The 23,365-nt window shown below is 47.6% G+C and carries 18 protein-coding genes; 11 read left to right on the plus strand and 7 right to left on the minus strand.

The genetic code is table 11. From position 1 onward, the window contains the following. Nucleotides 1-46: 46 nt before the first annotated feature. The 5 genes from BUC50_RS06250 (at nt 47) to BUC50_RS06270 (ending at nt 6,035) form a co-directional block, all read left to right on the plus strand. The gene (locus BUC50_RS06250; protein WP_013049034.1) at nt 47-1,576 is read left to right on the plus strand and encodes an ABC transporter substrate-binding protein; all 1,530 of its coding nucleotides are present in this window, start codon (nt 47-49) and stop codon (nt 1,574-1,576) included. A gap of 182 nt (nt 1,577-1,758) precedes the next feature. Further along, nucleotides 1,759-2,853, plus strand: a complete 1,095-nt coding sequence (locus tag BUC50_RS06255) for a M24 family metallopeptidase (RefSeq protein ID WP_213700051.1) — start codon at nt 1,759-1,761, stop codon at nt 2,851-2,853. 63 nt (nt 2,854-2,916) lie between these two features. Then, the gene (locus BUC50_RS06260) at nt 2,917-4,107 is read left to right on the plus strand and encodes a M20 metallopeptidase family protein (RefSeq protein WP_244392404.1); all 1,191 of its coding nucleotides are present in this window, start codon (nt 2,917-2,919) and stop codon (nt 4,105-4,107) included. Between the two features lie 59 nt (nt 4,108-4,166). Next, nucleotides 4,167-5,162, plus strand: a complete 996-nt coding sequence (locus tag BUC50_RS06265; RefSeq protein ID WP_013049031.1) for a uroporphyrinogen decarboxylase family protein — start codon at nt 4,167-4,169, stop codon at nt 5,160-5,162. 183 nt (nt 5,163-5,345) lie between these two features. Next, nucleotides 5,346-6,035, plus strand: a complete 690-nt coding sequence (locus tag BUC50_RS06270) for a GntR family transcriptional regulator (RefSeq protein ID WP_013049030.1) — start codon at nt 5,346-5,348, stop codon at nt 6,033-6,035. Between the two features lie 81 nt (nt 6,036-6,116). On the opposite strand, the gene BUC50_RS06275 is transcribed toward BUC50_RS06270, so the two are convergent. Further along, entirely contained in the window at nt 6,117-6,950 is an 834-nt protein-coding gene (locus BUC50_RS06275) for a M55 family metallopeptidase (protein WP_013049029.1), read from the minus strand. 112 nt (nt 6,951-7,062) lie between these two features. On the opposite strand from BUC50_RS06275, the gene BUC50_RS06280 reads away from it, so the two are divergent. Then, nucleotides 7,063-8,106, plus strand: a complete 1,044-nt coding sequence (locus BUC50_RS06280) for a DmpA family aminopeptidase (RefSeq protein ID WP_213700048.1) — start codon at nt 7,063-7,065, stop codon at nt 8,104-8,106. On the opposite strand, the gene BUC50_RS06285 is transcribed toward BUC50_RS06280, so the two are convergent. Beyond that, nucleotides 8,099-9,541: a leucyl aminopeptidase family protein gene (locus BUC50_RS06285; RefSeq protein ID WP_013049027.1), complete on the minus strand. Its 1,443-nt coding sequence runs from the start codon at nt 9,539-9,541 to the stop codon at nt 8,099-8,101. The two genes, BUC50_RS06280 and BUC50_RS06285, sit on opposite strands and share 8 nt — an antisense overlap. Before the next feature lie 125 nt (nt 9,542-9,666). Here BUC50_RS06285 and BUC50_RS06290 point away from each other — a divergent pair, with 125 nt between their 5' ends. Beyond that, entirely contained in the window at nt 9,667-10,719 is a 1,053-nt protein-coding gene (locus tag BUC50_RS06290; RefSeq protein WP_273313009.1) for a dipeptidase, read from the plus strand. Nucleotides 10,720-10,796: 77 nt separating this feature from the next. Here the strand turns inward: BUC50_RS06290 and gyrB are convergent, their stop codons facing one another. Then, nucleotides 10,797-12,701, minus strand: coding sequence for a DNA topoisomerase (ATP-hydrolyzing) subunit B (gene gyrB / locus BUC50_RS06295; RefSeq protein WP_013049025.1), 1,905 nt, complete (start codon nt 12,699-12,701; stop codon nt 10,797-10,799). Next, the gene (locus BUC50_RS06300; RefSeq protein WP_013049024.1) at nt 12,685-12,921 is read right to left on the minus strand and encodes a hypothetical protein; all 237 of its coding nucleotides are present in this window, start codon (nt 12,919-12,921) and stop codon (nt 12,685-12,687) included. The genes gyrB and BUC50_RS06300 overlap by 17 nt, the downstream gene beginning before the upstream one ends. Nucleotides 12,922-13,059: 138 nt before the next feature. On the opposite strand from BUC50_RS06300, the gene BUC50_RS06305 reads away from it, so the two are divergent. Continuing rightward, complete coding sequence (locus BUC50_RS06305) at nt 13,060-13,959, plus strand: YitT family protein (protein WP_013049023.1); 900 nt, start codon at nt 13,060-13,062, stop codon at nt 13,957-13,959. Between the two features lie 4 nt (nt 13,960-13,963). Here the strand turns inward: BUC50_RS06305 and BUC50_RS06310 are convergent, their stop codons facing one another. From BUC50_RS06310 to BUC50_RS06320, 3 genes are read right to left on the minus strand one after another with little or no spacing between them, the layout of a single operon-like run. Next, the gene (locus BUC50_RS06310) at nt 13,964-17,479 is read right to left on the minus strand and encodes a UvrD-helicase domain-containing protein (protein ID WP_041459383.1); all 3,516 of its coding nucleotides are present in this window, start codon (nt 17,477-17,479) and stop codon (nt 13,964-13,966) included. Beyond that, nucleotides 17,463-20,396 (minus strand): PD-(D/E)XK nuclease family protein, encoded by a 2,934-nt coding sequence (locus tag BUC50_RS06315; RefSeq protein WP_286677250.1) that lies wholly within the window; start codon nt 20,394-20,396, stop codon nt 17,463-17,465. The genes BUC50_RS06310 and BUC50_RS06315 overlap by 17 nt, the downstream gene beginning before the upstream one ends. Before the next feature lie 41 nt (nt 20,397-20,437). Next, nucleotides 20,438-21,529: a homoserine dehydrogenase gene (locus BUC50_RS06320; RefSeq protein ID WP_213700140.1), complete on the minus strand. Its 1,092-nt coding sequence runs from the start codon at nt 21,527-21,529 to the stop codon at nt 20,438-20,440. Between the two features lie 157 nt (nt 21,530-21,686). Between BUC50_RS06320 and BUC50_RS06325 the strand changes: the two genes are divergently transcribed. From BUC50_RS06325 to BUC50_RS06335, 3 genes are read left to right on the plus strand one after another with little or no spacing between them, the layout of a single operon-like run. Then, nucleotides 21,687-22,316 carry an HAD family hydrolase gene (locus tag BUC50_RS06325; protein WP_273015009.1) on the plus strand — a complete coding sequence of 210 codons (630 nt, stop codon included), beginning with the start codon at nt 21,687-21,689 and terminating at the stop codon, nt 22,314-22,316. Nucleotides 22,317-22,328: 12 nt separating this feature from the next. Next, the gene (locus BUC50_RS06330) at nt 22,329-23,036 is read left to right on the plus strand and encodes an AzlC family ABC transporter permease (protein WP_213700139.1); all 708 of its coding nucleotides are present in this window, start codon (nt 22,329-22,331) and stop codon (nt 23,034-23,036) included. Continuing rightward, entirely contained in the window at nt 23,033-23,338 is a 306-nt protein-coding gene (locus BUC50_RS06335) for an AzlD domain-containing protein (RefSeq protein ID WP_213700138.1), read from the plus strand. Before BUC50_RS06330 ends, BUC50_RS06335 begins: the two co-directional genes overlap by 4 nt. Nucleotides 23,339-23,365: the final 27 nt, after the last annotated feature.

Consider the following 23,365-nt stretch of genomic DNA (forward strand, 5'->3'; position numbering starts at 1 on the left):
TTATTTAAAGGCATCACACATATTTTCGTATAAGGAGTGACGGAAAGTGAAAGGAAAATTTTGTTTACGGTTATTGTTAGCAGTAGCGGTATTAACGTTAATCGCAACAACTGGTTTCGCCGCAGTGATGGAAACATTCACACTCGGCCTTCCCGGGGATGCCAAGAGCCTTGATCCCCATCAGGCGACGGACACCATGTCCTTTGCCGTTGCCAAGCATATCAATGAGCCTTTGGTAACAGTGGATGGAAAAACAAAGCAGCTTGTGCCCGTTCTTGCCGAACGCTGGGAAGTCCTGGACGACCACACGTACAAATTCTATCTTAAAAAAGGTGTGAAGTTCCATAATGGTGAAGAGTTCACAGCCGAGGACGTCGTTTTCTCTTTGACTCGTGCCGCTTCCCCTGATTCTGTGCACGCTGGGTCCAAAGGCAAAAAGATTGACACAGAAGGCTTCGAGATCATTGATAAGCACACTGTCATCGTGAGGACCGTTGGTCCCGTAGGCGGATGGCTTGAGTCGATGAAACACCCCTATGCGAGTATCTTCAATAAGAAGGCCGTTGAAGAGGGCGGTGCCGACTACTTCAGAAACCCTGTGGGGACCGGCCCCTTCAAATTCAAGAGCTGGGTCAAGGGTGAGCGCATTGAACTCACTGCCTTTGAAGACTACCACGGAAAGAAGCCCGGCTTCAAAAACTTTAACATTCTTGTCCTGCCAGATGACAGCAGCAGAGTGATCGCCCTTGAAACCGGCAAAGTTGACATGATCTATGCTGTTCCTCCAAGTGAGTATCAGCGTCTGAACGAATCTGAAAAAGTTAGGGTTGTTGCGTCCCCGGGCCTTCGACTTCAATATCTTGGCATGAACACAGATAAGAAGCCTCTTGATGATCCAAGGGTGCGTCTTGCCATAGAGTATGCCATTAATAAAGAAGCCTATTGCGCAGTTGTATACCAGAACAACGCGGTACAGCCTGATGGTCCGCTGGTGCCCGCAAGCACCTTCACCCCTGCGAACGCTGCGCCTTATCCCTTTGATCCCGCCAAGGCCAAGGCCCTTCTTGCTGAGGCTGGATATCCTGACGGACTGACCCTTGATTTCTGGACAAGCAACTTCCAGGACAGAGTAAATGGAGCCACAGTCATTCAGTCTATGCTTGCCCAGGTGGGAATCAAAACGAACATTCAGATCTTCGAAGCAGGGGCATTCAATACGAAAATGAACGGTAACGAGCATGCCCTGTACGTAAGCCAGTGGGGAATGCAGACGAGCCGTAACGCCGGAGATTACTGGCTGACTCTTTTCCATGCCGGCAGCATCGGTTCTGCAAACTGGGCCCGTCTGAATGATCCAGATATGAACGCTCTTCTTGAAAAGGTCAACACAACCGTTGATGAAGCTGATCGAATTGTACTTCTTCAGAATGTATGGGATGGATTGAACGAGCTTCATCCAATCGTCCCCCTTGCCGTACCAAGCGAGCTTTACGGTGTAAGAAGAGACCTTGTTGGAGTTGAAGATCTCGCCGATGGCCAGATCAACTATTTGGGCAACCTTTCTTTGAAAGACTAAGCGAACTCACAGGTTTTTACTGGCCCCGTCCCAGAGAAGAGATATTCTCAAGGACGGGGCCGCCTACAAGGGAACGGGGCTGCTGTGGTTATAACGCAGGCTGCCCAATACCCATGCCGCTAATACATAATTCATTCCAGAACTTCGCTAGCGCCGAAATTTTGGATAAGGGGGAGGAATCTATGCTACATAAAGAGCGTTTTCAAAAATTGGTTGAAATACTGAATGAGCAAAAACTTGATGCAGTTTTTCTTGCCCCATCTTCCGACCTGAAGTATATAACCGGCCTTGATTTTCGGTCTGATTCCCGCTTGAAAGGCGCATTAATTTCCAAAGAAGGAGAAAGTTTCTTCCTCTGCCCGTCTCTTCATAGGGATGATGTAGAGAGTGTCAGGGAAGAAATGCACATATTGGAGTGGAATGACGTTGACTGGTTTCAGGGTGCTTTCAGACGGGGGCTTCAGCTTGTAGGGCTGGACGGACATCTGAGAATCGCATTTACGAGGGGCATTGAAGCCGGTGACATGATTGAAGCAGTAGAGGGACTTAATGTACAGTGTGTCAATGGTTTTTCCCTTCTTTTTCCCATGCGTTCCATAAAAAGCAAAGAAGAGTTAGAGCTCATGAGAAGAGCGTCAGCTATGAACGATAAGATGATGGAATCCCTTGCGGTTTATCTTCGTCCGGGTCTCTATGAAGACGAAATCATAAAATTTATTATGAACTTCCACGAATCTCATGGCGGAAACCCGCGAGTCCCTGGTGTTGCTACGGGAGTCAACAGCTCAAAGCCTCATTATGGAAGGGACAATAACCGTGCCATTGAGGAGAATGACATTGTGCTGGTGGATTGTGGCGGATGGTATGATGGCTACAGCCATGATATGACGAGGACTTTTTTTGTAGGAGCCCCCACAGAAGAGCAGCGGAAAGTATATGAAATAGTTCTTGAGGCTCAGCTGGCGGCAGAGGAAAAGGTGGCTGTCGGCGCGATTCCAAGCGAAATAGACAAGACCGCCCGGGACATCATAACAGAATACGGCTATGGGGATTCTTTTAACCATCGATTGGGACATGGTATAGGCATGGACGGACATGAAGCTCCCTATATTTCCCAGGGCAACCATGTTCCCCTGGTAGAAGGAAATTGCTTCAGCATTGAGCCCGGTATCTATCTTAAAGGCAAGTTCGGGGTTCGTATTGAAGACCTGGTCATGCTGACAGAGTCAGGCCGTGAAATCATAAACCATTATCCAAAACATCTTCAGGTTTTGTAATTAGGCAGCGCAAAGAGAACCTTGCCATATGAGGAAACACAGTATTTTTAGAAAGGCGGGGTAGTGTTGATTTCAGAAATACTTCAAAAAACTCTCGATATAAAAGAGTATATAGTCGATGTAAAACGCAAAATCCATAAACATCCCGAGCTGGGGATGGAGGAATATGAAACTACGGCATTTGTAAAATCTGAGCTGTCGACCATGGGAATAGAGATGATCCCCCTTGAAAAAAATGTGGGAGTGCTTGGGATCATAAAGGGAGAAAAGTCTGGTGGAGAGATCGTTACAGCTCTTCGCGCCGACATGGATGCCCTTCCAATTCAGGAAACAGCTGATGTGCCAGATAAATCTGTTGTTCCGGGCGTTATGCATGCCTGCGGTCATGATTGCCATACGGCAATGCTGCTGGGAGCTGCCAAAGTGCTGGTATCCCTGAAAGGACATTTTTCAGGAACGGTGAAGCTTCTCTTTCAGCCAGCAGAAGAAAATCTTGGTGGAGCGAAGTATATGATCGAGCAGGGCGTTCTGGAGAATCCCAAGGTGGACCATATTCTGGGCCTCCATGGGCACCCATCCTATGATGTGGGAGAAATAGCCCTTAGAGGAGGGCCTGCCATGGCCTCTTCTGATTTCTTCACTGTTAGGATAACTGGGAAAAGCGCTCATGGTGCCTATCCTCACCGAATTGGCTGCGATCCTATTCTGGCAGCTTCGAATTCTGTGATGGCAATCCAGAGCATCATTACCCGGCAGATAGATGCCATAGACAGCGTGGTGATCTCTGTGTGTGAGATCCATGGAGGAACGGCAAAGAACATTATCCCCGAAGCAGTAGAATTTTCCGGGTCTGTCCGCTGTCAGAGCGCAGAGACGAGAAACTCCATAGAAAAGCGTATTTTAGACGTCGTTCAAAATATAGCTTCTACTTACAAATGTAAGGCAGAGCTTGATTACCATTATGGTGTTCCGCCATTGGCAAACTCCCCCAGGGTTACAGAGATAGTTCGTGGAAGCGCGGAAAAAGTGGTGGGATCAGATAGGGTGAAACACATTGATATTCCTGCCATGGGTTCTGAGGATTTTTCCAGATATCTCGAAATCGTTCCAGAGGGGGTTTTCGCCCGCCTGGGAATAAGGAAACCGAATGAGCCTGATCCTGTTTACCATAACGGCAATTTTGTCTTTCCGGAAGAAGCTCTTCCTTACGGGGCTGCTCTTTTTGTACAGTTTGTGCTTGATATGAACCAGTAAGGTGAAAATTCTTTATTTGCAGATTCTAAATTTTAATTTAATGCAGGAGGTTTTATAGAATGCCAATGACACACAGGCAGCGCATTGAAAGTACGCTTGCTTTCAAGGAAACAGATAGACTTCCTTATAGTATGTGGATGCATTTTCCCAACAGGGATCGCCATCCTCGACGTCTGGCTGAGCTCAGCCTTGCCTATCAGAAGAAGTATGATTTGGATTTCATTAAGTTCATGCCTTTTGGAATGTACTCCACTATTGACTACGGGATGGATCTTAATGTTTTTCCCGGTTTTGTAGACGCCCCTGTGGCGCAAAAGCCCGTGATCGAAAAGGTTTCTGATTGGGACAACATTCGTTATGTTTCAGGAACTGCCGGTGAATATGCCATAGTTCTGGAAGCCCAGCGCATCCTTTTCGAAATGATGGACGAAAAACTTCCCTTTTTACAGACGGTTTTCAGCCCCATGACAACTGCTGTCAAGTTGAGCAGCCCACAGCTTTTGGTAAAGCATATTGCTGAAGATCCCCAAAGGGTCAGGAAAGCTCTTGAAATCATTACGGCGACAACTATTGAGTTTGTAAAAGCTACAGTTGCTCTTGGAACTGACGGCCTTTTCTTCGCCACTCAAATGTCCACAAAGAATCTTATTGATGATAAAACCCATGATGCCTTCGTAAAAAAATATGACTTAGAGGTATTGAATGGCGTTAAGAATTCCACCTGGTTCAATGTCTTGCATCTCCACGGTGCGAACGCTATGATTCGGGAGGTACAGGATTATCCCGTTCAGGCTCTTAGCTGGCACGACCGGGACGATGGTCCCTCCATGGAGGAAGTTCGTGGTTATAGCGACAAGGTCTTTGTTGGAGGACTGAGCTGGGGTGAAAAATGGCTTAGCAAAAATAATGAAGAAGTGGTCGCGGAAGTTCGAGAAGTAGCTGGTCGTAGCGGTGGAAAAGGAGTAATTTTGGGGCCAGGCTGCGTTATAGATCCTTCTACACCGGAAGAGCGCCTTGAACTGGTATATAGAACAGTGCTTGAAACTGTCAGGTAATAAAAAAAGTCAATGTTACTGTAAGGTCTATTTTCTCGAAATTTAAGGCTGCGTTTAAAAAGATATTTCTGATAAGGCGACAGGACTTGCCCGCTGTCTGGGATGGTTTCTAGGGGCAGGCGGGCAAGTCTGTCATACTGCGGATCTATCCTTTTCTGGCCAAATAAAATGGAGGAAGGGATCATGGTAAAAGAGAAGAACAGTCTTTCCAATGCAGGGAAACCGCTAAAAGGCCTTGTCATTTCCCATATCAGGGATAAGATCTTTAAAAACAGGACCTTGTGTTGCGGCGATCAAGTAAGTGAGAGAGAGCTTTCACGAATATTGGGAATAAGCAGAGCGCCGATTCGTGAAGCTTTGAAGGAGCTGGAAGAGCAAGGGTTGATCGTCTCTGTTAAATACAGAGGATGGTTTGTTGCTGACTTTCGTGAACAGGAATTTTTCGAAATCAACAAATTGCGCACCCTCCTTGAACATAGCCTTTTCGAATCTATAATTGCCCTTGGAGGGCCTAGCGACGAAGAGCTAGACCGGGCAGAGGCCCTGAATAAAGAATTGCGAATGATAATGGAGAGCTCTCTTCAGGGTGATGAGAAAGGTTTTGAATTTGCCGAAAAAGAAATGGCCTTTCATATGCATCTTCATTCACTGGCAAAAGATGACTGCTACTGGACCAAAAAGATGCTTAGAAACCTTTCCTACCAGATTGGATGTTCTTTTCACAGGTGGCTTTATAAAGAATGGCAGATGAAAGCCAGTGTGGAAAGCCACGAAAGGCTTATCCAGTGTCTGAGAAAAAAAGACGTTGATAATTTGTATGAACTGCTATTCCAGAGACTAGGAAAGGAGCCCATCGTCACACCAGAGAACTAAAGTGTTAAAAATGAGTGCCCGCGGCAGAGTGTCAGTTCTATAGGAAGCCGGACAATCTGAATTGAAACGAAAAAAGTAAGGTTAAAGTCTGACAGACTCTGCCAGGGATGTTGCCGCACTTATCCATCGCCTCATTTCTTCCATGGATTCACCTTTCATCATCACAGTTCGTCCATCAATGCGATTGACTCCCGGAATATAGGATACTTCGTCACATTGGCGAGTATGTTTAAATGTAAGTTCGAGGGAGTAGGGCAAAGAGATCTTCAGAACAGGGGCCTTGCGGGCACGAATGGACGATACGGCTTCTTTAGCCGCATTTTTTAAAAGAGGATATGTTTCGCAGGGGGGCAAGAGAATGCCGCAGCTATTCGATCGCCCTTCCTTTACAGTACAGATTGTAATATCTTCACCAAGAAGCTTCTGAGCTTCCCTACAAACGGCTTTATCCCCCGTAACGAGGGCTATAGGAATGTTCTTTTCCGCGCAGACAGCGGCGTTGAGCCCTGTTTCTCCCACAGGTGTGCCGTTGAGCTTGACATTGAAGACTGTGTTGACTGAAAGGGTGTGGTCTAGAATAGCGCCGGACGTTCCAGCCATGGCATGATACCCTACAAAGAAGATGCCATCGCAGCCCTCAGTTCCCTCAATCATGCCGAGGGCTTTAGGGCTTCCTGAAACAAGGCGGACTTTTTCTGGGAGTGAAGAAACGTCCACATTGATCATACGCTCATGAGAATCGTTTACAATGATTTCTGTAGCTCCTGCCTCCAGGGCTCCATCTATTACCGCTCGCAGGTCATGGAGCTGCATTTTGCACCCAAAAGCATATTCCACCGGGGCACTATCCACTACATGAAGAGAGCTTACTATTCCAGTGGCGCCTTCCATATCTACGCTGATATAGATTTTCAAAGAGATCACCTCTATAACAATATATTATAATATCTGTTAATGATTATAAACGTGGTACCCATCTGGTGCGAGTACTACATTCGCCATTTTGCCTGGAAAGGGGAGGAAAGAGATGCTCGGTCAGAAGCGTATCGCCGATTATGGCATTCATGTAGGTCATATGAAACGGGGAGCCCTCAATTCCATTACAGACGTATCGGGAGTAAAGGTAGGGCACTGCACCCTTAGGGGAGAAGGCATAAATACAGGGGTTACAGCGGTGATACCCCATGAAGGGAATTTATTTAGAGAAAAGCTTTTTGCTGCGTGTCACATTATCAATGGTTTTGGGAAGTCAGTGGGACTCATTCAAATAGAGGAAATGGGCACTATCGAAACGCCAATTCTCCTCACCAATACATTAAATACCGGCACCGTCTCTGAAGCTCTCGTTCGTTATATGCTAAAAGATAACCGTGATATCGGCCGGGAAACCGGCACGGTGAATCCTGTGGTCTGTGAGTGTAACGATGGTTTTCTTAACGACATCCAGGGACTTCACGTACGAAAAGAACATGTACTGACAGCTATAGCCAACGCAAACAAGGAGTTTGAAGAAGGGGCTGCGGGGGCTGGATGCGGCATGTCCTGTTATCAATTGAAAGGGGGCATAGGTACTGCTTCCAGAATCATCCAGGTTGAGAGGGCGGCTTTTACCCTTGGCGTTCTTGTTCTTTCCAACTTTGGAGAAATGGGAGATTTGCTGGTGGATGGCCGTAAAGTAGGGCAGAAGATAGCCTCTATTGAACCGCCCCAGGAAGATCGGGGCTCTGTCATTGTTGTTATTGCCACAGATATCCCCATGACAGAACGGCAGCTGAAACGACTGTGCCGCCGTTCTTCCGTCGGGATTACACGAACGGGAACCTATATAGGAAATGGAAGCGGGGAAATAGCTTTAGCTTTTTCTACCGCCAATCGATTTTTTCACTATGAAACGGCCCCGGTCTGCGCTCTTGAGATGTTCAACGAAAATAATATGGACATGGTCTTCAGGGCTGTGGTGGAAGCCGCGGAAGAAGCGGTTCTCAACTCCATGATCTGCTCAGAGCCCACGAGAGGGCGAGACGGGAACATGCGTCATTCCCTGAAAGAATACACGTCTTTTTTTATTTAAAGACAGGTTTCATAAGATATTCAAGACATGTTCTGAGAGAGAAGGCTGAAGCGCCAAAGGCATAGCAATCAAAATCCTTGTCGTAGTAATCTACAGAGGCGATATCCATATGGACCCAGGGGATTTGGGGATCAACGAATTCTCTTAAGAACATTCCGGCAGTTATGGCTCCGCCGCCTCGGCCGCCAGTGTTTGCCACATCGGCATTGGGTGTGTTTATTTGCTCCCTAAGTTTTTCATCATCCATAGTGAAGCGGTGAAATCTTTCTCCGGCCTTTTCTGCGGCTTCTAAAATATCCGCGCTCAAATCATCCCAGTCGGAAATCAGGGCGGCAGTATAGTTGCCTAAGGCTACAGTGGCTGCTCCTGTGAGAGTTGCCATGTCTATTATTCCATCGGGTTTGAGAGTGGAAGTGTAGGCCAGCATGTCGGCAAGGGTAACACGCCCCTCAGCATCGGTGTTCTTTATTTCGATAGTTTTGCCATTCATTGCTTTAATAATATCGTCAGGCCTATAGGCATTTCCGTCGGGCATGTTCTCTACTGCGCCAAAAAGTCCGTGTACTTCGTAAGGGCAGTTCAGTTCAGGCAGAATGTTCATTATGCCTAATAGGTTGCAGGCGCCGGACTTATCGCCCTTCATGGTCATAATGCCTTCACTTGTTTTAAGAGAAAGTCCCCCGCTATCAAAGGTGACACATTTCCCCACAAGGGCAATTTTCCCCAGGGGTCTTTCTTTTGGCCTGTACTCCATATGAACAAGTCGCGGGGGAGTCTTAGACCCTTTTCCAACATGCCAAAGAGCGTGAAGACCTTTTTCCTGAATCTCATGCTCATCAAATACGGTAATCTCCATGCCGTGACGTGTCGCTATCTCTTTAGCAAAGGAAGCCATAGTAAGGGGGGAAATAACGTTCCCAGGCTCATTTGCCAGATTGCGGGCGTAAACCTGAGCTTCTGCCGCAAGTCTTCCGTGGTCCATGGCCCTGGCGTCGCCATTGCAAAGGCAAAAACGTTCACATTGAGCAGCCGGGGAAGGATCGGTGGTGCGATATTTGGTAAAGCGGTAATTTCCAAGAACTGCTCCTTCTGCTATGGCTCTGCTTACCCAGGCATCCGGCTTTTCCGGCAAGTCGAGAATGAAAGATGAGAGCTGCATAGCCGTTCCTTTTCTTACGAATTCAGCGGTCATGTTCCGGCAGAGGGAGTTTTGTGCCGATTTCTTATCAGGTCTTTTTCCTAACCCGATAACGGCAATCCACTGTTCAGGTTCTTTTACCTTTGGGACGAACTGAAGAAAACCTTTTTTGCGCCACTGAGAGGCTAAATGACTGTATGATGTTATCTCTTCAGGGAGATCCGTGTCTTCAAAAAGCATAAAACCTCGAACATGGGGCTGACCTTTGAAGAGTGATGGGTCATTGATTAATTGCATGACGCACCTCCATAATGAACATAATATAAACATACTATACAACAATGTTTGCGAGAGGGGCTATAATTTAAGGGAAAAACACTTCGCATCCCTAGTCATGTACCTATAAAACGGAGGCATTATTTATGAACGATTGCCCAAAAAAAGATATGACTTTTTGTTTAAAGCAGGCAGAAAAACTCCATAAGCATAATTTTGTTGTGGATGCCCACTTCGATTTGCTTCCCCTTGTTTTGGCAAAACGACAGGAAGGAAAAACCCACGTGATAGAAAAAGACTATCTCCCCTCATTGCGGGCGGGTGGTGTGGGGCTTGTTATTTCATCCCTTTTTATCCCAGATGAGTTTCTGCCAGAGATGGGCCTTCGCCGGGCCCTTGATCTTGTAAGCGCCCTTTATTCAGAAATCGAGGAGAGTCCTGGGCTTTTCTCTATTTGCCGCAATACAAAGGAGATCAAAGAGGCTCATAAAAAGGGTGAGCTTGCCATTCTTCTTTCTTTTGAGGGTCTTGAACCTATAGGGAACGACCTCTCCCTGTTGCGAATCTTTTATGAATTGGGGGTTCGTGGGGCAGGCCTTACGTGGAGCCGCAGAAATTATGCTGCTGACGGATGTTTTTTCAGCCCCGTCCAGGAAGGCAGAAAAGGCGGCCTGACAGATTTTGGGCTCAAAGTAGTGAGTAAGGCCGTAGACTTGGGAATGTACATTGATATCAGCCACCTCAACGATGAGGGAGTGGAAGATCTTTTTGCCTTTTACGAGGGGCCAGTCATGGCTTCCCACTCAAATTGCCGAAATCTCACTTTCACCATGCGCAATCTTCCTGATGCCTTTATACAAAGGCTTGCTTCCCGCGGAGGCGTTCTGGGGATGAATGTGTGCAGTTCCTTTGTTGGAGACCCCGAAAAAAAACTTCTCAATGAAAAAGATCTCGCTGACCATGTTGACCATATTCGAAACCTTGTAGGGATAGAACATATAGGGCTTGGCTTTGACTTTTGCGATGAGATGAGGGATTTCTCAAAACCTGGCCCCCACCTTAACTATGATTGCATCAAAGGATATGGCCAATGTGTAGAATTTACGGCGGAGCTGCTGGCCCGCGGATACAGTGAAGAAGAGGTTGTAAAGATCATAGGTGGTAATTTCATGAGGTTTCTGGAAGAAACAATCCATTGAGGCGCTGCTGAATAAATAAAAACAAAGGGGCGCTCTGTTCAGAGCGCCCCTTTGTTGACCATAATCATTTCATAATATTAGATGTCGAGGTTCCTTACCTCGTGAGCATGGGCAGCAATAAAATCGCGGCGGGGCTCAACCTTGTCGCCCATGAGAATACTGAAGTATTCATCCGCCAGCATTGCATCCTCAACTTCTATCCGCTTGAGGACCCTGTTCTGGGGATCCATGGTCGTTTCCCAGAGCTGGTCGGGGTTCATTTCGCCTAAACCCTTATATCTCTGCACTGAGGCTCTTCTTGAGTCAGGAGTGGAATCGACAATGTCCCGCAGTTCCTTCTCGCTATAACAGTAGGTGACATTCTTCCCTCGCTGTACGCGATACAGGGGAGGCTGGGCAAGATAGAGATGCCCTTTATCAATAAGGTCTTGCATGTAACGGTAGAAGAAGGTGAGCAAAAGCGTGCTGATGTGGGCTCCGTCAACGTCAGCGTCTGTCATGATGATTATTTTGTTGTAGCGTAGCTTGCTGTGGTCAAAATCTTCTCCTATTCCACATCCCAGAGCCTGAATGATAGTTCTGATCTCGTTATTGCTCAGCACTTTATCAAAACGGGCTTTCTCTACGTTCAGTATCTTTCCCCGTAAAGGAAGGATGGCCTGAAAACCTCTGTCCCGTCCCTGTTTGGCACTGCCTCCAGCAGAATCTCCCTCAACGATGTACACTTCGCAGACGTGAGGATCTCTGCTTGAGCAGTCAGCAAGTTTGCCTGGAAGGTTCATTCCGGTCATGGCTGTCTTTCGCACCAGCTCTCTTGCTTTCTTTGCGGCATCCCTTGCCTGTCGGGCTCGAATGGCCTTTTCCACCACCGGCTTCAGAACTTCCTGATGTTCATCCAGATAAGCGAGGAGGCCCTCGTAAACGACAGAGTCCGTGATGCCCTTAATCTCGCTGTTCCCCAGCTTCGTTTTGGTCTGTCCCTCAAATTGGGGATTGGACAACTTAATAGAGAGAACGCAGGTCAACCCTTCCTTAAGGTCTTCGCCAGAAAGATTCTCGTCTTTTTCCCGAAGGATCTTGGCCCGACGGGCAACTTCGTTGACAGCGCGGGTCAAAGCAGTTCTAAAGCCTGCGACGTGGGTTCCGCCCTCAATAGTATGGATCATGTTGGCGAAAGCAAATATGCGCTCCAGGTAGCCGTCATTGTATTGAATCCCTATTTCGACAGAAGCGCCGTCTTTTTCACCGGCAATTACGATTGGTTCTGGAAAGAGAGGGGTCTTCCCCTTGTTCAGGTATTCTATAAAGGTTTTAATACCGCCTTCGTAGTGGAATTCTACACATTTGCCAGAGCGGTGGTCTTCCAGAGTTATGGCAAGACCTGGGTTTAAAAAAGCCATTTCCCTCAGACGGCCCGATAAAATATCTGCTGAAAACCTTACTTCTTCGAAGATTGTTGTATCTGGATGAAACCTCACATATGTTCCTGTCTTGGTTGAAGGTTCACCCTCAGAAAGGTCTGTAACGGGTACTCCCCGCTCAAAACGCTGAGTACGGGACAGACCATTCCTTTGAATAGTGATTTCGAGCCATTCTGAGAGGGCATTGACCACAGAAACTCCCACTCCATGCAGGCCGCCAGACACTTTGTAGGCCTGATTGTCGAATTTGCCCCCAGCATGAAGAATAGTAAGTACCACTTCAGAGGCAGGACGGCCGCTTGAAGGATGGGGTTCGGTGGGGATGCCTCGCCCGTTATCCGCTACTGAAACACTTTCATCCTCATAGATTACGACAGAGATTTTATCGCAATAGCCGGCAATGGCTTCGTCAATCGAGTTGTCGACGACTTCGTACACGAGATGATGAAGGCCTCTGGGCCCTGTGTCTCCAATGTACATTCCAGGGCGTTTCCGAACCGCTTGCAAGCCTTCGAGCACCTGAATATCTTTAGCCGTGTACTGTTTAGCCGATGTTGTCATATATGGGACCTCCTCCTTGGAGCTTTTGCTTAAATTCAGAAGCTTTGCGCCTTGATTCTTTTACGAAAGAACGGTATCGTCTAGACAGGGTTTCTGGTTTAAAGCCGGTGGCGGTTACAGATCCGTCTTTCATGTAAATGGCCGTTTCGTCCCCGTGGCGAACAATGGCGACGATTCTTTCTGCGGAAATTATTCCCTGACCTTCCAGGGGTATGAACACGGCCTCACATCCTTTCTATTCTGTTGTTGCAACCCTATTATTATATCAAATATGGAAGTCTATTGCTTTTGCAAAGACACTGCGTTACAGTGATTGCTCATTTCTAGAATAAATGAAAGAGTAAGGAGGATATGGTGATTGAAAGGCTTTTTTCAAGGATTTCTAAAAGAATCTTTTTTTCGTTTAGTTTTCGGTATTCGAAAAGAGTGGCGAACCTTTCTTGCCGTTACGGCGGGAGATGTGCTTATAGCTTTTGCCATGGTGGTTTTTGTAATGCCAAATCGTTTCCCCGACCTCGGCGTAGCGGGACTTTCTGTTCTTTCCAACTACATATGGGGAATTTCTCCGGCATGGGTGCTTCTCACAGCTAACGGCGCCCTGATGGCCTGGGCATGGCGGGAACTATCACCTCGTTTTGTCATCTGGACAGGCTACTCTGTTTCCCTTATTGCTTTTTTAGTTAAGGTCTTTGAGTTTATACCTCAGCTAAACTTGGAGGATAAGTTTATGGCGGCGGTTCTTGCAGGTGTTATCAAGGGACTCGGAACGGGTATTATCTTCAGAGCAGGTGGATCTACCGGCGGCATAGATATTCCGGGAATGGCGTTACGTAAGCGTTACGGAATTGAAATGGGGCAGTTTTCTATTTGTGTTAATACGTTAATACTGGGTTTTTCTGCCTTCATTGTCGGCATTCAGGCTTCAATCTATGGAGTAGTCGCGCTTTATGTTTACGGTATAGTGGTGGATAATACGTCCCGTTCTTTTGACCGGCGCAAGCAGGTGTTTATCATTACGAATTATCCCCATGAAATTTCTGAGTTCATCACGAAGGATCTTGGCAGGGGAGTTACGTTGCTCCAGGGAGAGGGCGGTTTCTCGGGGCAGGAGAGAACAGTGTTGCTGGCTCTGCTAGAGCCCCGGCAAATGGTAACATTGAAACACTTTCTGGCCGCAAAGGATCCCAAAGCCTTTATGTCTGTCAATGATGCATCAGAAGTTCTGGGCAAGGGATTCAAGAGCTGGGAAAACCTATAGCAGCCTATGCATGGAGCCATGTGCACTCCCCTTTGAAAGGGCAAAAAGAACAGCGGCCTTTAACAGGTTTAAAGGGACCGGATAGGGCCTGTCGGGCCATTTTTCTGACCTCTCCTTCGATCTGATCCCAGTCCTCTCTTTCTAAAGAAGAAAGAAGTTCTTCTGTTCCTTCCCGCAGATGCCAGAAGCCGAGAGAGATTCGCGGCACAGAAAGGGTCTTTTTCATGGCCAGGGCATAAAAGGCTAACTGGTCTCTGTAAAGGTTTTCTGGAACCTGGGAAATAGTGGTTATTTTAAAATCCCGAATAAACAGCATGTCATTTTCGTGCCACAGAAGATCAATGGCTCCAACCATGGTCGGGCCGTTGACTAAATCTGCTCGGAAGGGGACCTCCTTCTTGACGGTCAGGTTATTTTTAAGGATTCTGCCGACGATGGCTCCTTGCTGAAAAGTGAGGAGCCAGGAGTAGATATGTGAGGGTACTCGAGGGCGTTTCCATACGGCCCTGAGTTTCCCCGGCAGTGTTTCTGTGAAAGTATCCCAATTCTCCTCTTCAGGAAAGAAAGACTCAAGAGGTTTAGATGCAAAATCCCATTGTGAGAGCAGATAGTGGACCAGACTTCCCACATCTGCGCCGCCCTCTGAGGGATATTCTCCAGGCTGCTCCCAGACCAGTTCATGGCCCTGCCGGTGTTTCATGCGGTAGGCGTATGGGCAGTATTGAAAAAGAGCAAAGGATGTGGCGCTGATTCTTGCCAGATACTGATGTTCAGAAGAAGGGAGGGGAACACTGCTGTATTTATGAGAGCGCTCTCTCTCTTCTTTGGGCCCTCCTGCCTTAGCAGCCGGTTCGTCTGTCAATGGAAGCAGTTCGGGATTCCAAGACAGCAGCATTTTCAGCCAAGAACGATCCCCCGGTGAATATCCGTCCCTTCTCCATGGAAGATGGCCGCACAAGATGAGGCTATCTCGAGCTCGGGTGCATGCCACGTAAAAAAGACGCTGCCACTCCTCATACTCTTCCTGTTCTTCAAAAAGGCGTGAGAGGGACCAGGCCAGGGGAGCTTGCCCAGAGTTTCTTTCGCCCGGAATACGGCTGAGGGCAACGCCCATTTTGGGGGATGGCATAAGGCTTCCTTTCTCTCCTGCACTGCTGGTTCTTTCGAGACCGAGAACAGCCAGCACCGGGAATTCCAGTCCTTTGGAGCCATGGACGGTCATTACTCTGATGACGTTTTCTTTCTCGTTGGAAACATCGGGTTCCGCGAACTTCTCCTGTCTTTCCATGGCCTCCCTCAGATAAGAGGCGCAGCCGGGAAGGCTTGTGCCAATAGCTTCCTCAAACTCTCGGGCCATATCGATAGCTTTTCGCATGTTGGCTGCCACGCCGCGTCTTTTCCACGCCGGGAAAGCTCTAAGGAAGGAGTCGCTTTTCTCAAGAAAGGATGCCAGAACGGCAGACGGCCCGAGGAAATGGGCCATCAAACGCCAGTCATCTATTTGCCGCGCAAGATGAGGCCATTTTTCCTGAAAAGCCTGGAGGCGGTATCCTTTAGGTGCATCGAGGGCAAGATCCCTGACTTCTTCCAGAGAAAGAGAGGATAAGGGTGAAGAGAGAAAGCTCATAAGGTACAGTTCCTTTCCGGGGTCATCAAGGAAGTTGAGAAGAGCTATGAGATCCTGTATTTCGCTTCTTGAAAAGTAGCTTGTACTTCCTTCAAAGTATATGGGAAGCTGAAATTCCTCAAAAAATATCTTTTCTAGAAGAGGGAACCAGCTTGTACGGGATGGCACAAGTATGGCCATGTCCTTCCACTGCACTGGACGGAGACACTCTTTCTGTTTGTCCCAGACTGTTCGCTTTTCTTCGTAATATTGAGAGAAAAGAAGGGCGAGCCGCCTAATCTGGCGAAGCCGTGCTTCACGTATCTTTTCGCCTTCCTTGCCTCCTTCGAGATAGGTGAGGAAGGGATCTACGGTACATTGCTGACGGAGCTCATGGGTAGAAAGATAGTGAGGGACTTCCAGGGACTCGAAGGGAAGGGGCAATTCCTGCCCTAGACCATCTTTCCAGACTGAAGAAAAAAGATCGTTTACCTCATGAACAAGAATTTCTTTGCTTCTGAAGCTTGTGTCGAGGAGGATATAGTCTCCATGACCGTATTTAGCTTTTTTGATGTATGAACCGAAGAGAGAGAGGTCTGCATGGCGAAATCGATAGATTGATTGTTTCAGGTCCCCTACAATGAAAAGGCGCTGGCTATGGCTTCGTACTGCCTGGATAAGACGGTCCTGGAGAGGGTTGGTGTCCTGAAACTCATCCACAAGGATCTCTTTAAAACGCTCTGCGTATGAAGGACTGTGTTCCAGGGCTTCCATGGCATAGCGAATCATGTCGTCGAAAGAGAGACGGTTCTTTCTTCGTCGGAATTCATCCCATAATTGCCAGAGAATGGCGGAAAAACCAAGAAGACAGCTTCGATATGCCTGTTCCTTTTCATCAAATCCCTGAGTGAAGACAGTTATCCAAGGTTCTTCTTTTATGAGGCGGTTGCGATATTGGGAAACAGGTTCTTTCAGATGAAAGGCTATTTCGTTAGCAAGTTTTCCACTGGCACCCTTTAACCCCTCTATAAGGCTTTGGATAAAGTGCGGCAGATTCTCTTTAGAAGGCTGCTGCTGCCATCGGGTTATGAGATTTCTGACATTGCCGCATAGTTTACCAGTCCCTCCCAGCTCGTTCAGGTTGTAAAAGATGCCCGATTCAGGTTGAAGAAAGCGATGCCATTCATCTTCCCATCGCCTAAAGAGCGTTAATCTGGCTGTGTCAACAGCGTCCTGATCTCTAGAAAAAAGGTCTGAGCCCCACTGCCATAGGTCTTTTGGAGTTTGCCCCTGGCTGGCAAAAAGAGCGAGGGAGCTCTTAGCCAGTTCCACTGTTGCATTTGGTCCGAAAGTATTGACACTATCCATAAAGAGAGGATCTGAGAAAAGCTTGGCGATCCGCTGGGCCCATAGGTGGGAGGAGCTTTTGGCAAACCAGTTTCCATCCCATCGGTCAAGGGCCTCTTCCGCTTCTTTCCAGAAGAGACTTTCTTGGGGAGGAGCAATGGTTCCCGATTCCGGATCCAGCTCCGTTGCCAGGCCGCACTCCTTCAAAACCCTCATAGAAAAAGAGTGGATGGTAGAAATATATCCCTCATCGATACGATCTGCCGCCTTTTGAAAAAAAACCTTTTGGGACGGTAGTTCCATGGCGAGTTGTAAGAGCAGATTTTTTATTCGTTCCGCCATTTCCAGAGCAGCCTTTTCTGTAAAGGTGAGAGTAAGGATTTCGTTTGTGTCGGCCCTTCCTGTGACGAGGATCCATATAAAACGCCAGGCGAGGGTCCAGGTTTTTCCCGTTCCGGCTCCCGCACTCACTGCCACAAGAGGCGCATCAGCAGTAATGGCCTTGAATTGGCCTGGCTGAGTTCTTTCTTTTAGAAGCTGAGTAAAAGCACTATTCATTTTCGTCATTTTCACCTTGGCCCCCAAGTTCGCTTTTTCTGCACATAAGATTAAGAGAACAGTGGCGACAGGTTTCCGAACCATAGGAGGGCGGGAAAACGCCGGTCTTCAGACTTGCAGCCATGCGTTCAAGAGCCCCTTGCGCTTCAAGGAAGAGCGTTTCCAGAGCATTGTTGCTTCGGCCATTTTTCCCCCCGGTTATATTCTGGAGGTCTTTCCCTTCAATGGCTCCTGCCACAGAAGTATCGCCATGACAAAGGTATAAGCCCCCTGATACGCCGGTTACCGGAAGGTGCGTTTTCTTCCCTTTCCCTTCCAGCAGGGCCAGGGCATAGGCCGCCAGCTGTAAGCTTTTGTTCCGTCCGTTACTTTTTCCCAGCTTGTAGTCAAAAATAAGAATTCTTCCGTCATGAAGGTATTCAATGCGGTCGGCCTTTCCAGTGAAAGAAACCCCGTCCACTATTAGAATAGGCAGATCCAATTCCCTGAACTGTTTAAGCCGGAGCCCTGCCAGGCCGTTGTTTTCCATGGATTGCTGAAGATCAGCCAGCCCTGTCACTTGTTGTAAAAGTAACTCCTTATGTCTGGCAAGTTGGGGAACTCTCAGCAATTCAGGGTAACTTTCCTCCAGGGTTTCTTCCCAATACTGTCGGGCCAATAAAGAAAGAGGGCGAGACGTCTGCTCATAGGCTTGCCACACCCTTTCCCAGAGAAGGTGAAGGGTGCTGCCGCATTTTCGTACATCCAGTCCAGGTTCGGCTGGCTCTTCTATTTTAAGCACGTTCAAGTTGACGAAGCGGAAGGGGCAACTTTCATAATCGTCCAGAGCGCTCAAATGTCCTTTCAATGGTTCAGGTGCATCACCTCTGAACGTAGGCAGTTCTCGTAATATCCCTCCATAGGGCGAAGCGTCTTCCCCTATCTCCACATGTTGCACCATGGTTTCTTCGTTTTGAGGAAGGAGATGACTGAGTGACCTCTCCAGAGGAGCCATGTCGTCAGGGAAGGATATCCAGTTCTCAGAAACCCCTTTTCCTAAGAATGGAGAGGGTGGAAGGGGTTTTCCTAGGGCATCTGTTGAAGGAGAGGAGAGAATAAGCAGGTCTTCTCCACAGGCAACGAGACGTCTGAACAGAGCTTCTCTCTGATCTCTTTTTTCTTTTAAAAGGGGGAGGTGCCCTCGTTCCGTACCTGTTAAGTCATGCAGCGCCAATTTATGCCTGTCGGGAAGAAGGGAGGATTCGCTCATTTTCCCCGGCCAGATGGAAGCAGTGATGTTTGGCATGATCCAGAGAGAGTTTTTTTCAAGAACTGGAGGAGTTCCTATAAACAGAGAAAGGGCCCCTTTTATTGCCGGTGGAAGCCATATAGTAGCCATAGATGTCCAGTGATGTAGAAAGGAGACGGCTTCAGAACCGGAGAACCGAACCTGCCCCGCAGGTCCAATACGGTCTTGAAGCTCTCCAAGACTTTCAACCTTATGTTCTGTCTCTCGCAATGCTGCCTGAAGACGGCGGATAGATTCGTCAAACTCTGGGTGGTCCATAGCCCAGAGAGAAAGCTCTTTCCCCCACGAGGGATTTTCTGCAGCCAGGGAATAAAGAGCAGATAGTATTTCCACGGGAGTGCCGCCTTTTTTTATGGTCTTTACAAAAAGGCACATCTTTTTAAAAGAGTCTAACCCTCGTTCAGGAGCTACGTGCTCCAAGAAACCGATCCACCCTTTCTCATTAAGAGTGAAGATATCAGCGGGTGGTGAAGTTGCTATCTCCCTTCCTGCCAGACAGGGTTCGCGAAGGATATCCCAGGTTTCTCCGAGAGGCCATCCATGTTCACCGGCATTCCAGATCCGACGGGCTATATCCCAGAGTGCAGTTTGTCCCACCGTGAGGCCCTCATTTATTGAATAAGGGATGCGATATCGCTGCAGTACCTCTTCTGCGAGAGGTAAAAGAGGAGCGTCAAAAACCATGCCAATATTTTGCCACGGAGTTTCGGCAGGTAGAATCTCCTGGCCTGACAGATAGCCCTTCTTGTTTTTCCAGAGGACCAGTTCCCGAGCCAGAGTCTCCATTTCCATTCGAGGTGAGCCAGCTACTATGCGGAGTGCCTTGAAGGGGCCCGAAGATCGGGTTCCCTCCACTAGAGCTGATGGGAATTGGTCCACTGTAGTGTAAAAGTCATCGATACCGGTGTTGGGAGAATATAAAGTGATAGACACCCCTATTGAAGACATATAAGAAAGAAGGGCCATTTGGCTTGAACTGAAACTGAGAAAGCCGACAAATATGAAGCGGCGGCTCCTTATCCACTGAAGGAGGGATGGCTCTCCTTTCTGAAGAAGCTCAAGGGCTATGAGGGGGACTTGGGCGCTGTCCATAAGATGCCAGGTTTCCAGATATTCAACGTAAAGATGAAACAGCCGGCATAAAATGCCTTCAGGGGCGGCAGTTTTTGTACAATTATTTTTTTGGCAAGCGCCGCAGCCGAGGGATCTCCCCAGAATTTCAGGAGAGATAGCCTCTCGAAGCAATTCGCGGAATTGATCCCCCAGGGTAGAAATAAATCCGGGCTGACGAATTCCGGGAGGCAGCTGCTCTTTCTCAGGGTGTCCATCCAGGAAGCCATGTAAAATATATCGAACGATAAGCCAGTGGTCGGGTGGGTCGATCTGGCGTCGAAAACGCAACCCCTCGCAACTGGCCGCGAGAAGTATTTCAAGGTGGCGGGTCAGGTCTTCCCATCTCCAGATAATAGGAGAACTGTCCCCTGCCGTGCTTTTCGGAAGAAGGAAGTCTTGCAATATTTTTCTGTCTCTACTTGTGGGGACGAAGAACGTACAAAGTTCCCTTTGAGCATCAGTATATAATTCCCTTTCAAGTTCTGAGATTCTCTGATACAGAACAATACGGGGCAAACTTACCATAGATGACCCTCCCAGAATAATTCGCTAAGACCATTCTTATTCTACAGTAAAGAGTTAATGCTGTCTGTTTGAACACCGGTTTCCATGGTGGACGATAGAGTCATAAGATCACTCAATACGCCATAGGCAGTATCATAAAGAGTGGGATTTTGCTGGGTTAATACTATGGGTCCCATGAGATCCGTTTCGATGGTGATTACAGATCCGCTTCCCATTACCAGGTTAAAATGGTGTCTCGAAGGAATCTCTTCTAATTTGACACTTGCTCTCACATCCTTCCCCGCGAGCCAGGCCTTGCAGATGAGTTTTAGCCTTTTTCCTGAATTCAGAGTCTTTTCAACATCCTCAGTGCTCAGACCAGCAATGCCTTTTCTGTCTACGTGGAAGGGGGATATGGATGCTCCCATGAGGGCGTTGGCAAGAATTGAGATCTTTGCTGACGAATCCCATCCTTCCAGATCGTAATTTGGATCAGCTTCCGCTATGCCTATCTTCTGAGCTTCTTTTACGGCATCATCCATGCATTGTCCCTCTTCCATCCTGGAAAGAACAAAATTAGTAGTAGAATTAAGAATCCCTTCAATTCCTTTGACAGTGCACCCTTTCAGGCAGCAACGTGCCATGTTAAAGACTGGAGCTCCATCCATAACTGTAGTTTCGTAAAGGAGTGAAGTTTCCATTTTTTCCGCAAGACCCTTGAGTTCGCTGTAGGCAAAGGCCACAGGTCCCTTGTTGGCCGTTATAGCATGGCGCCCTCTTTCCAGCGCTGATCGAATATGGCTTATTGCCGGTTCCCCCCGGTTTTCGATTGAGAGGTTGGAAAGCTCGATGAGAACGTCATAGTCAAGGGAGCGTGCGGCTTCTAGTGCGGAAATGTCTCTTCTGTCAGGGTTCGACGAGGAAAATGTTTTCATCTCTTCAACTTCGTCGAGGGCTTTTCGGAGGTCCACTCCTCCTTTTTCATTGACCAGGTTGCCTTTCGACCTCCCAATAATGGCGATGGTCTTGAGGTCAAGGGAGGCAAGACCTGGAAAATTATCCCTTTCTCTGGTGAGGATTCTGGCAATTTGCTGGCCCACATGGCCAAATCCTATAAAAAGTGCTCTTAATGGTTTTATTTTTTTGTATGACATTAGAAGTCCCCCCTTATAGAAAACTTAAGCCTATAATAGTAAACAAAGTCTGAGAGATAAAGAAAATTTTTGATTTTTCCCTTAGGTTAGGGTAGTATGCTCTGAAATCAAAAAGATTTCTTATGTTATGTAAAAGAATTCTTTAACGTAAGGTGGAATGAACGTGGTAAAAGCTGTTATTTTTGACTTCGATATGACCCTGGCAGACAGCAGCTATGCCATTACCAATAGCACGAATCGTCTTGCAAGGGAACATGGGTTGCGTAATGTTACGAGAGAAGAAGTCTTGAAGACCATAGGGATGCCCATTCGAGATTCATGGTTACACCTCTGGGGTGAGTTTAAAGAGGAATGGCTTACAGAGTACCGAAGTTTTTTTGTTGAGCAGGAATATGCTGGAATTCGGGTCTTCCCTGGCACGTTCCCTCTTTTAGAATCCCTGCGTGATAAAGGAATCCGCCTCGCAGTGGCATCGAATCGTCAGAATGCCCGTCCGGTAGTAGAGTCTCAGAAGCTGGATGCTTTTTTTGAGCATATTATAGGCATTCAGGATGTGGAACATCCAAAGCCTGCTCCGGACATCTTGAACAAGAGCATGGAACTTCTAGGCGCAGGAGCCGAAGAAGTGTTCTATGTAGGGGATACTGACCTCGACATGATGACATCAGTGGCCGCAGGAGTACGGGGTATAGGTTTGACAACGGGTAATTTCTCAGCTCGTGAACTTGAAATCTCAGGGGCATGGCGCACCTTCGACAAAATAGAGGACATCCTCTCTCTTTTTTAGAGGCTCCTTGAGATGAACAAACTACAAGAAAAAGGCCTTTATGATGGGCTTAAGGCAGGATTCCCTATCGTGATAGGATACTTTCCTATCGGCATGGCCTTTGGGCTTTTAGCCCGTAATGTAGGGGTGCCTTTTGGGGAGAACTGCCTCTTTTCCATCCTCGTGTTTGCTGGAGCGAGCCAGTTTATGGCTCTTGATCTACTGAGGGCAGGCATAGCCACAGGAGACATTGTTTTAGCCACATTTCTTTTGAATCTGCGTCATATGGTGATGAGCGCCTCCCTGGCTGCCCGTCTCAATAATATAAATAAGAAATGGCTGCCCATTATAGCCTTTGGCATTACAGATGAAACATTTTCGGTAGCGTCTTTGCAAGAGGGCAAGCTTACCTCTGCATTTTTGCTGGCGTTAAATGGAATTTCCCACGGAGCGTGGATAGGGGGAACAGCGACAGGCTATGTGGTGGGAACAATTTTGCCCGAAACAGTCCAAATCAGCCTTGGAGTTGGTCTCTATGCCATGTTCACAGCCATACTTACGCCAGAAATCAAAAAGTCAATGGCAGCCCTTACTCTCGCTGCCCTATCTGGTTTCACTTATATTGCCCTTGACGCTTTGAAGTTTTTTCCAGATGGCTGGAAACTTATTACAGCCATCATCATAGGCTCCACTGCAGGGCCTTTCCTTTTAAAAGACTCCTGTGAAGGAGATAAGATATGAAAAGTTCTTTGCCTCTTATTGCCGGGATGCTTTTGGTGACCTATATTCCCAGGCTGTGCCCCTTTTTGGCCCTTTCTGAAAAGAGGGTATCCCCTTTTATGAGAAAAATTCTCTTCGCTATTCCCTACACGGCCCTCGGTGTCCTTATTGTGAGGGGAATAGTAGAATCATCTTCTGAAATGATGATGCCTACGTTAGCGGGCATTGGTACGGCAGCCCTTTTTTCGTGGTTTCGAGGAGGATTGATTCTGTCAGTCCTTGCGGCTATTTTTGCCGCATACGTGACGTTGAGCTTATTTTGACAGTAGTCTTGTCGTTTGTTGAACCAA

Origin of the sequence: Aminobacterium sp. EBM-42 (assembly GCF_001896635.1) — a bacterium.
GTDB classification, from domain to species: Bacteria; Synergistota; Synergistia; order Synergistales; family Aminobacteriaceae; genus Aminobacterium; species Aminobacterium colombiense.

Bases quoted from the DNA above. Each gene is read 5' to 3' on its own strand.
- BUC50_RS06255 (WP_213700051.1), top strand. From the start codon at position 1,759: ATGCTACATAAAGAGCGTTTTCAAAAATTGGTTGAAATACTGAATGAG.
- BUC50_RS06265 (WP_013049031.1), top strand. From the start codon at position 4,167: ATGCCAATGACACACAGGCAGCGCATTGAAAGTACGCTTGCTTTCAAG.
- BUC50_RS06270 (WP_013049030.1), top strand. From the start codon at position 5,346: ATGGTAAAAGAGAAGAACAGTCTTTCCAATGCAGGGAAACCGCTAAAA.
- BUC50_RS06280 (WP_213700048.1), top strand. From the start codon at position 7,063: ATGCTCGGTCAGAAGCGTATCGCCGATTATGGCATTCATGTAGGTCAT.
- BUC50_RS06285 (WP_013049027.1), bottom strand. From the start codon at position 9,541: ATGCAATTAATCAATGACCCATCACTCTTCAAAGGTCAGCCCCATGTT.
- BUC50_RS06290 (WP_273313009.1), top strand. From the start codon at position 9,667: ATGAACGATTGCCCAAAAAAAGATATGACTTTTTGTTTAAAGCAGGCA.
- gyrB (WP_013049025.1), bottom strand. From the start codon at position 12,701: ATGACAACATCGGCTAAACAGTACACGGCTAAAGATATTCAGGTGCTC.
- BUC50_RS06310 (WP_041459383.1), bottom strand. From the start codon at position 17,479: ATGACGAAAATGAATAGTGCTTTTACTCAGCTTCTAAAAGAAAGAACT.
- BUC50_RS06315 (WP_286677250.1), bottom strand. From the start codon at position 20,396: ATGGTAAGTTTGCCCCGTATTGTTCTGTATCAGAGAATCTCAGAACTT.
- BUC50_RS06320 (WP_213700140.1), bottom strand. From the start codon at position 21,529: ATGTCATACAAAAAAATAAAACCATTAAGAGCACTTTTTATAGGATTT.
- BUC50_RS06325 (WP_273015009.1), top strand. From the start codon at position 21,687: ATGAACGTGGTAAAAGCTGTTATTTTTGACTTCGATATGACCCTGGCA.
- BUC50_RS06330 (WP_213700139.1), top strand. From the start codon at position 22,329: ATGAACAAACTACAAGAAAAAGGCCTTTATGATGGGCTTAAGGCAGGA.
- BUC50_RS06335 (WP_213700138.1), top strand. From the start codon at position 23,033: ATGAAAAGTTCTTTGCCTCTTATTGCCGGGATGCTTTTGGTGACCTAT.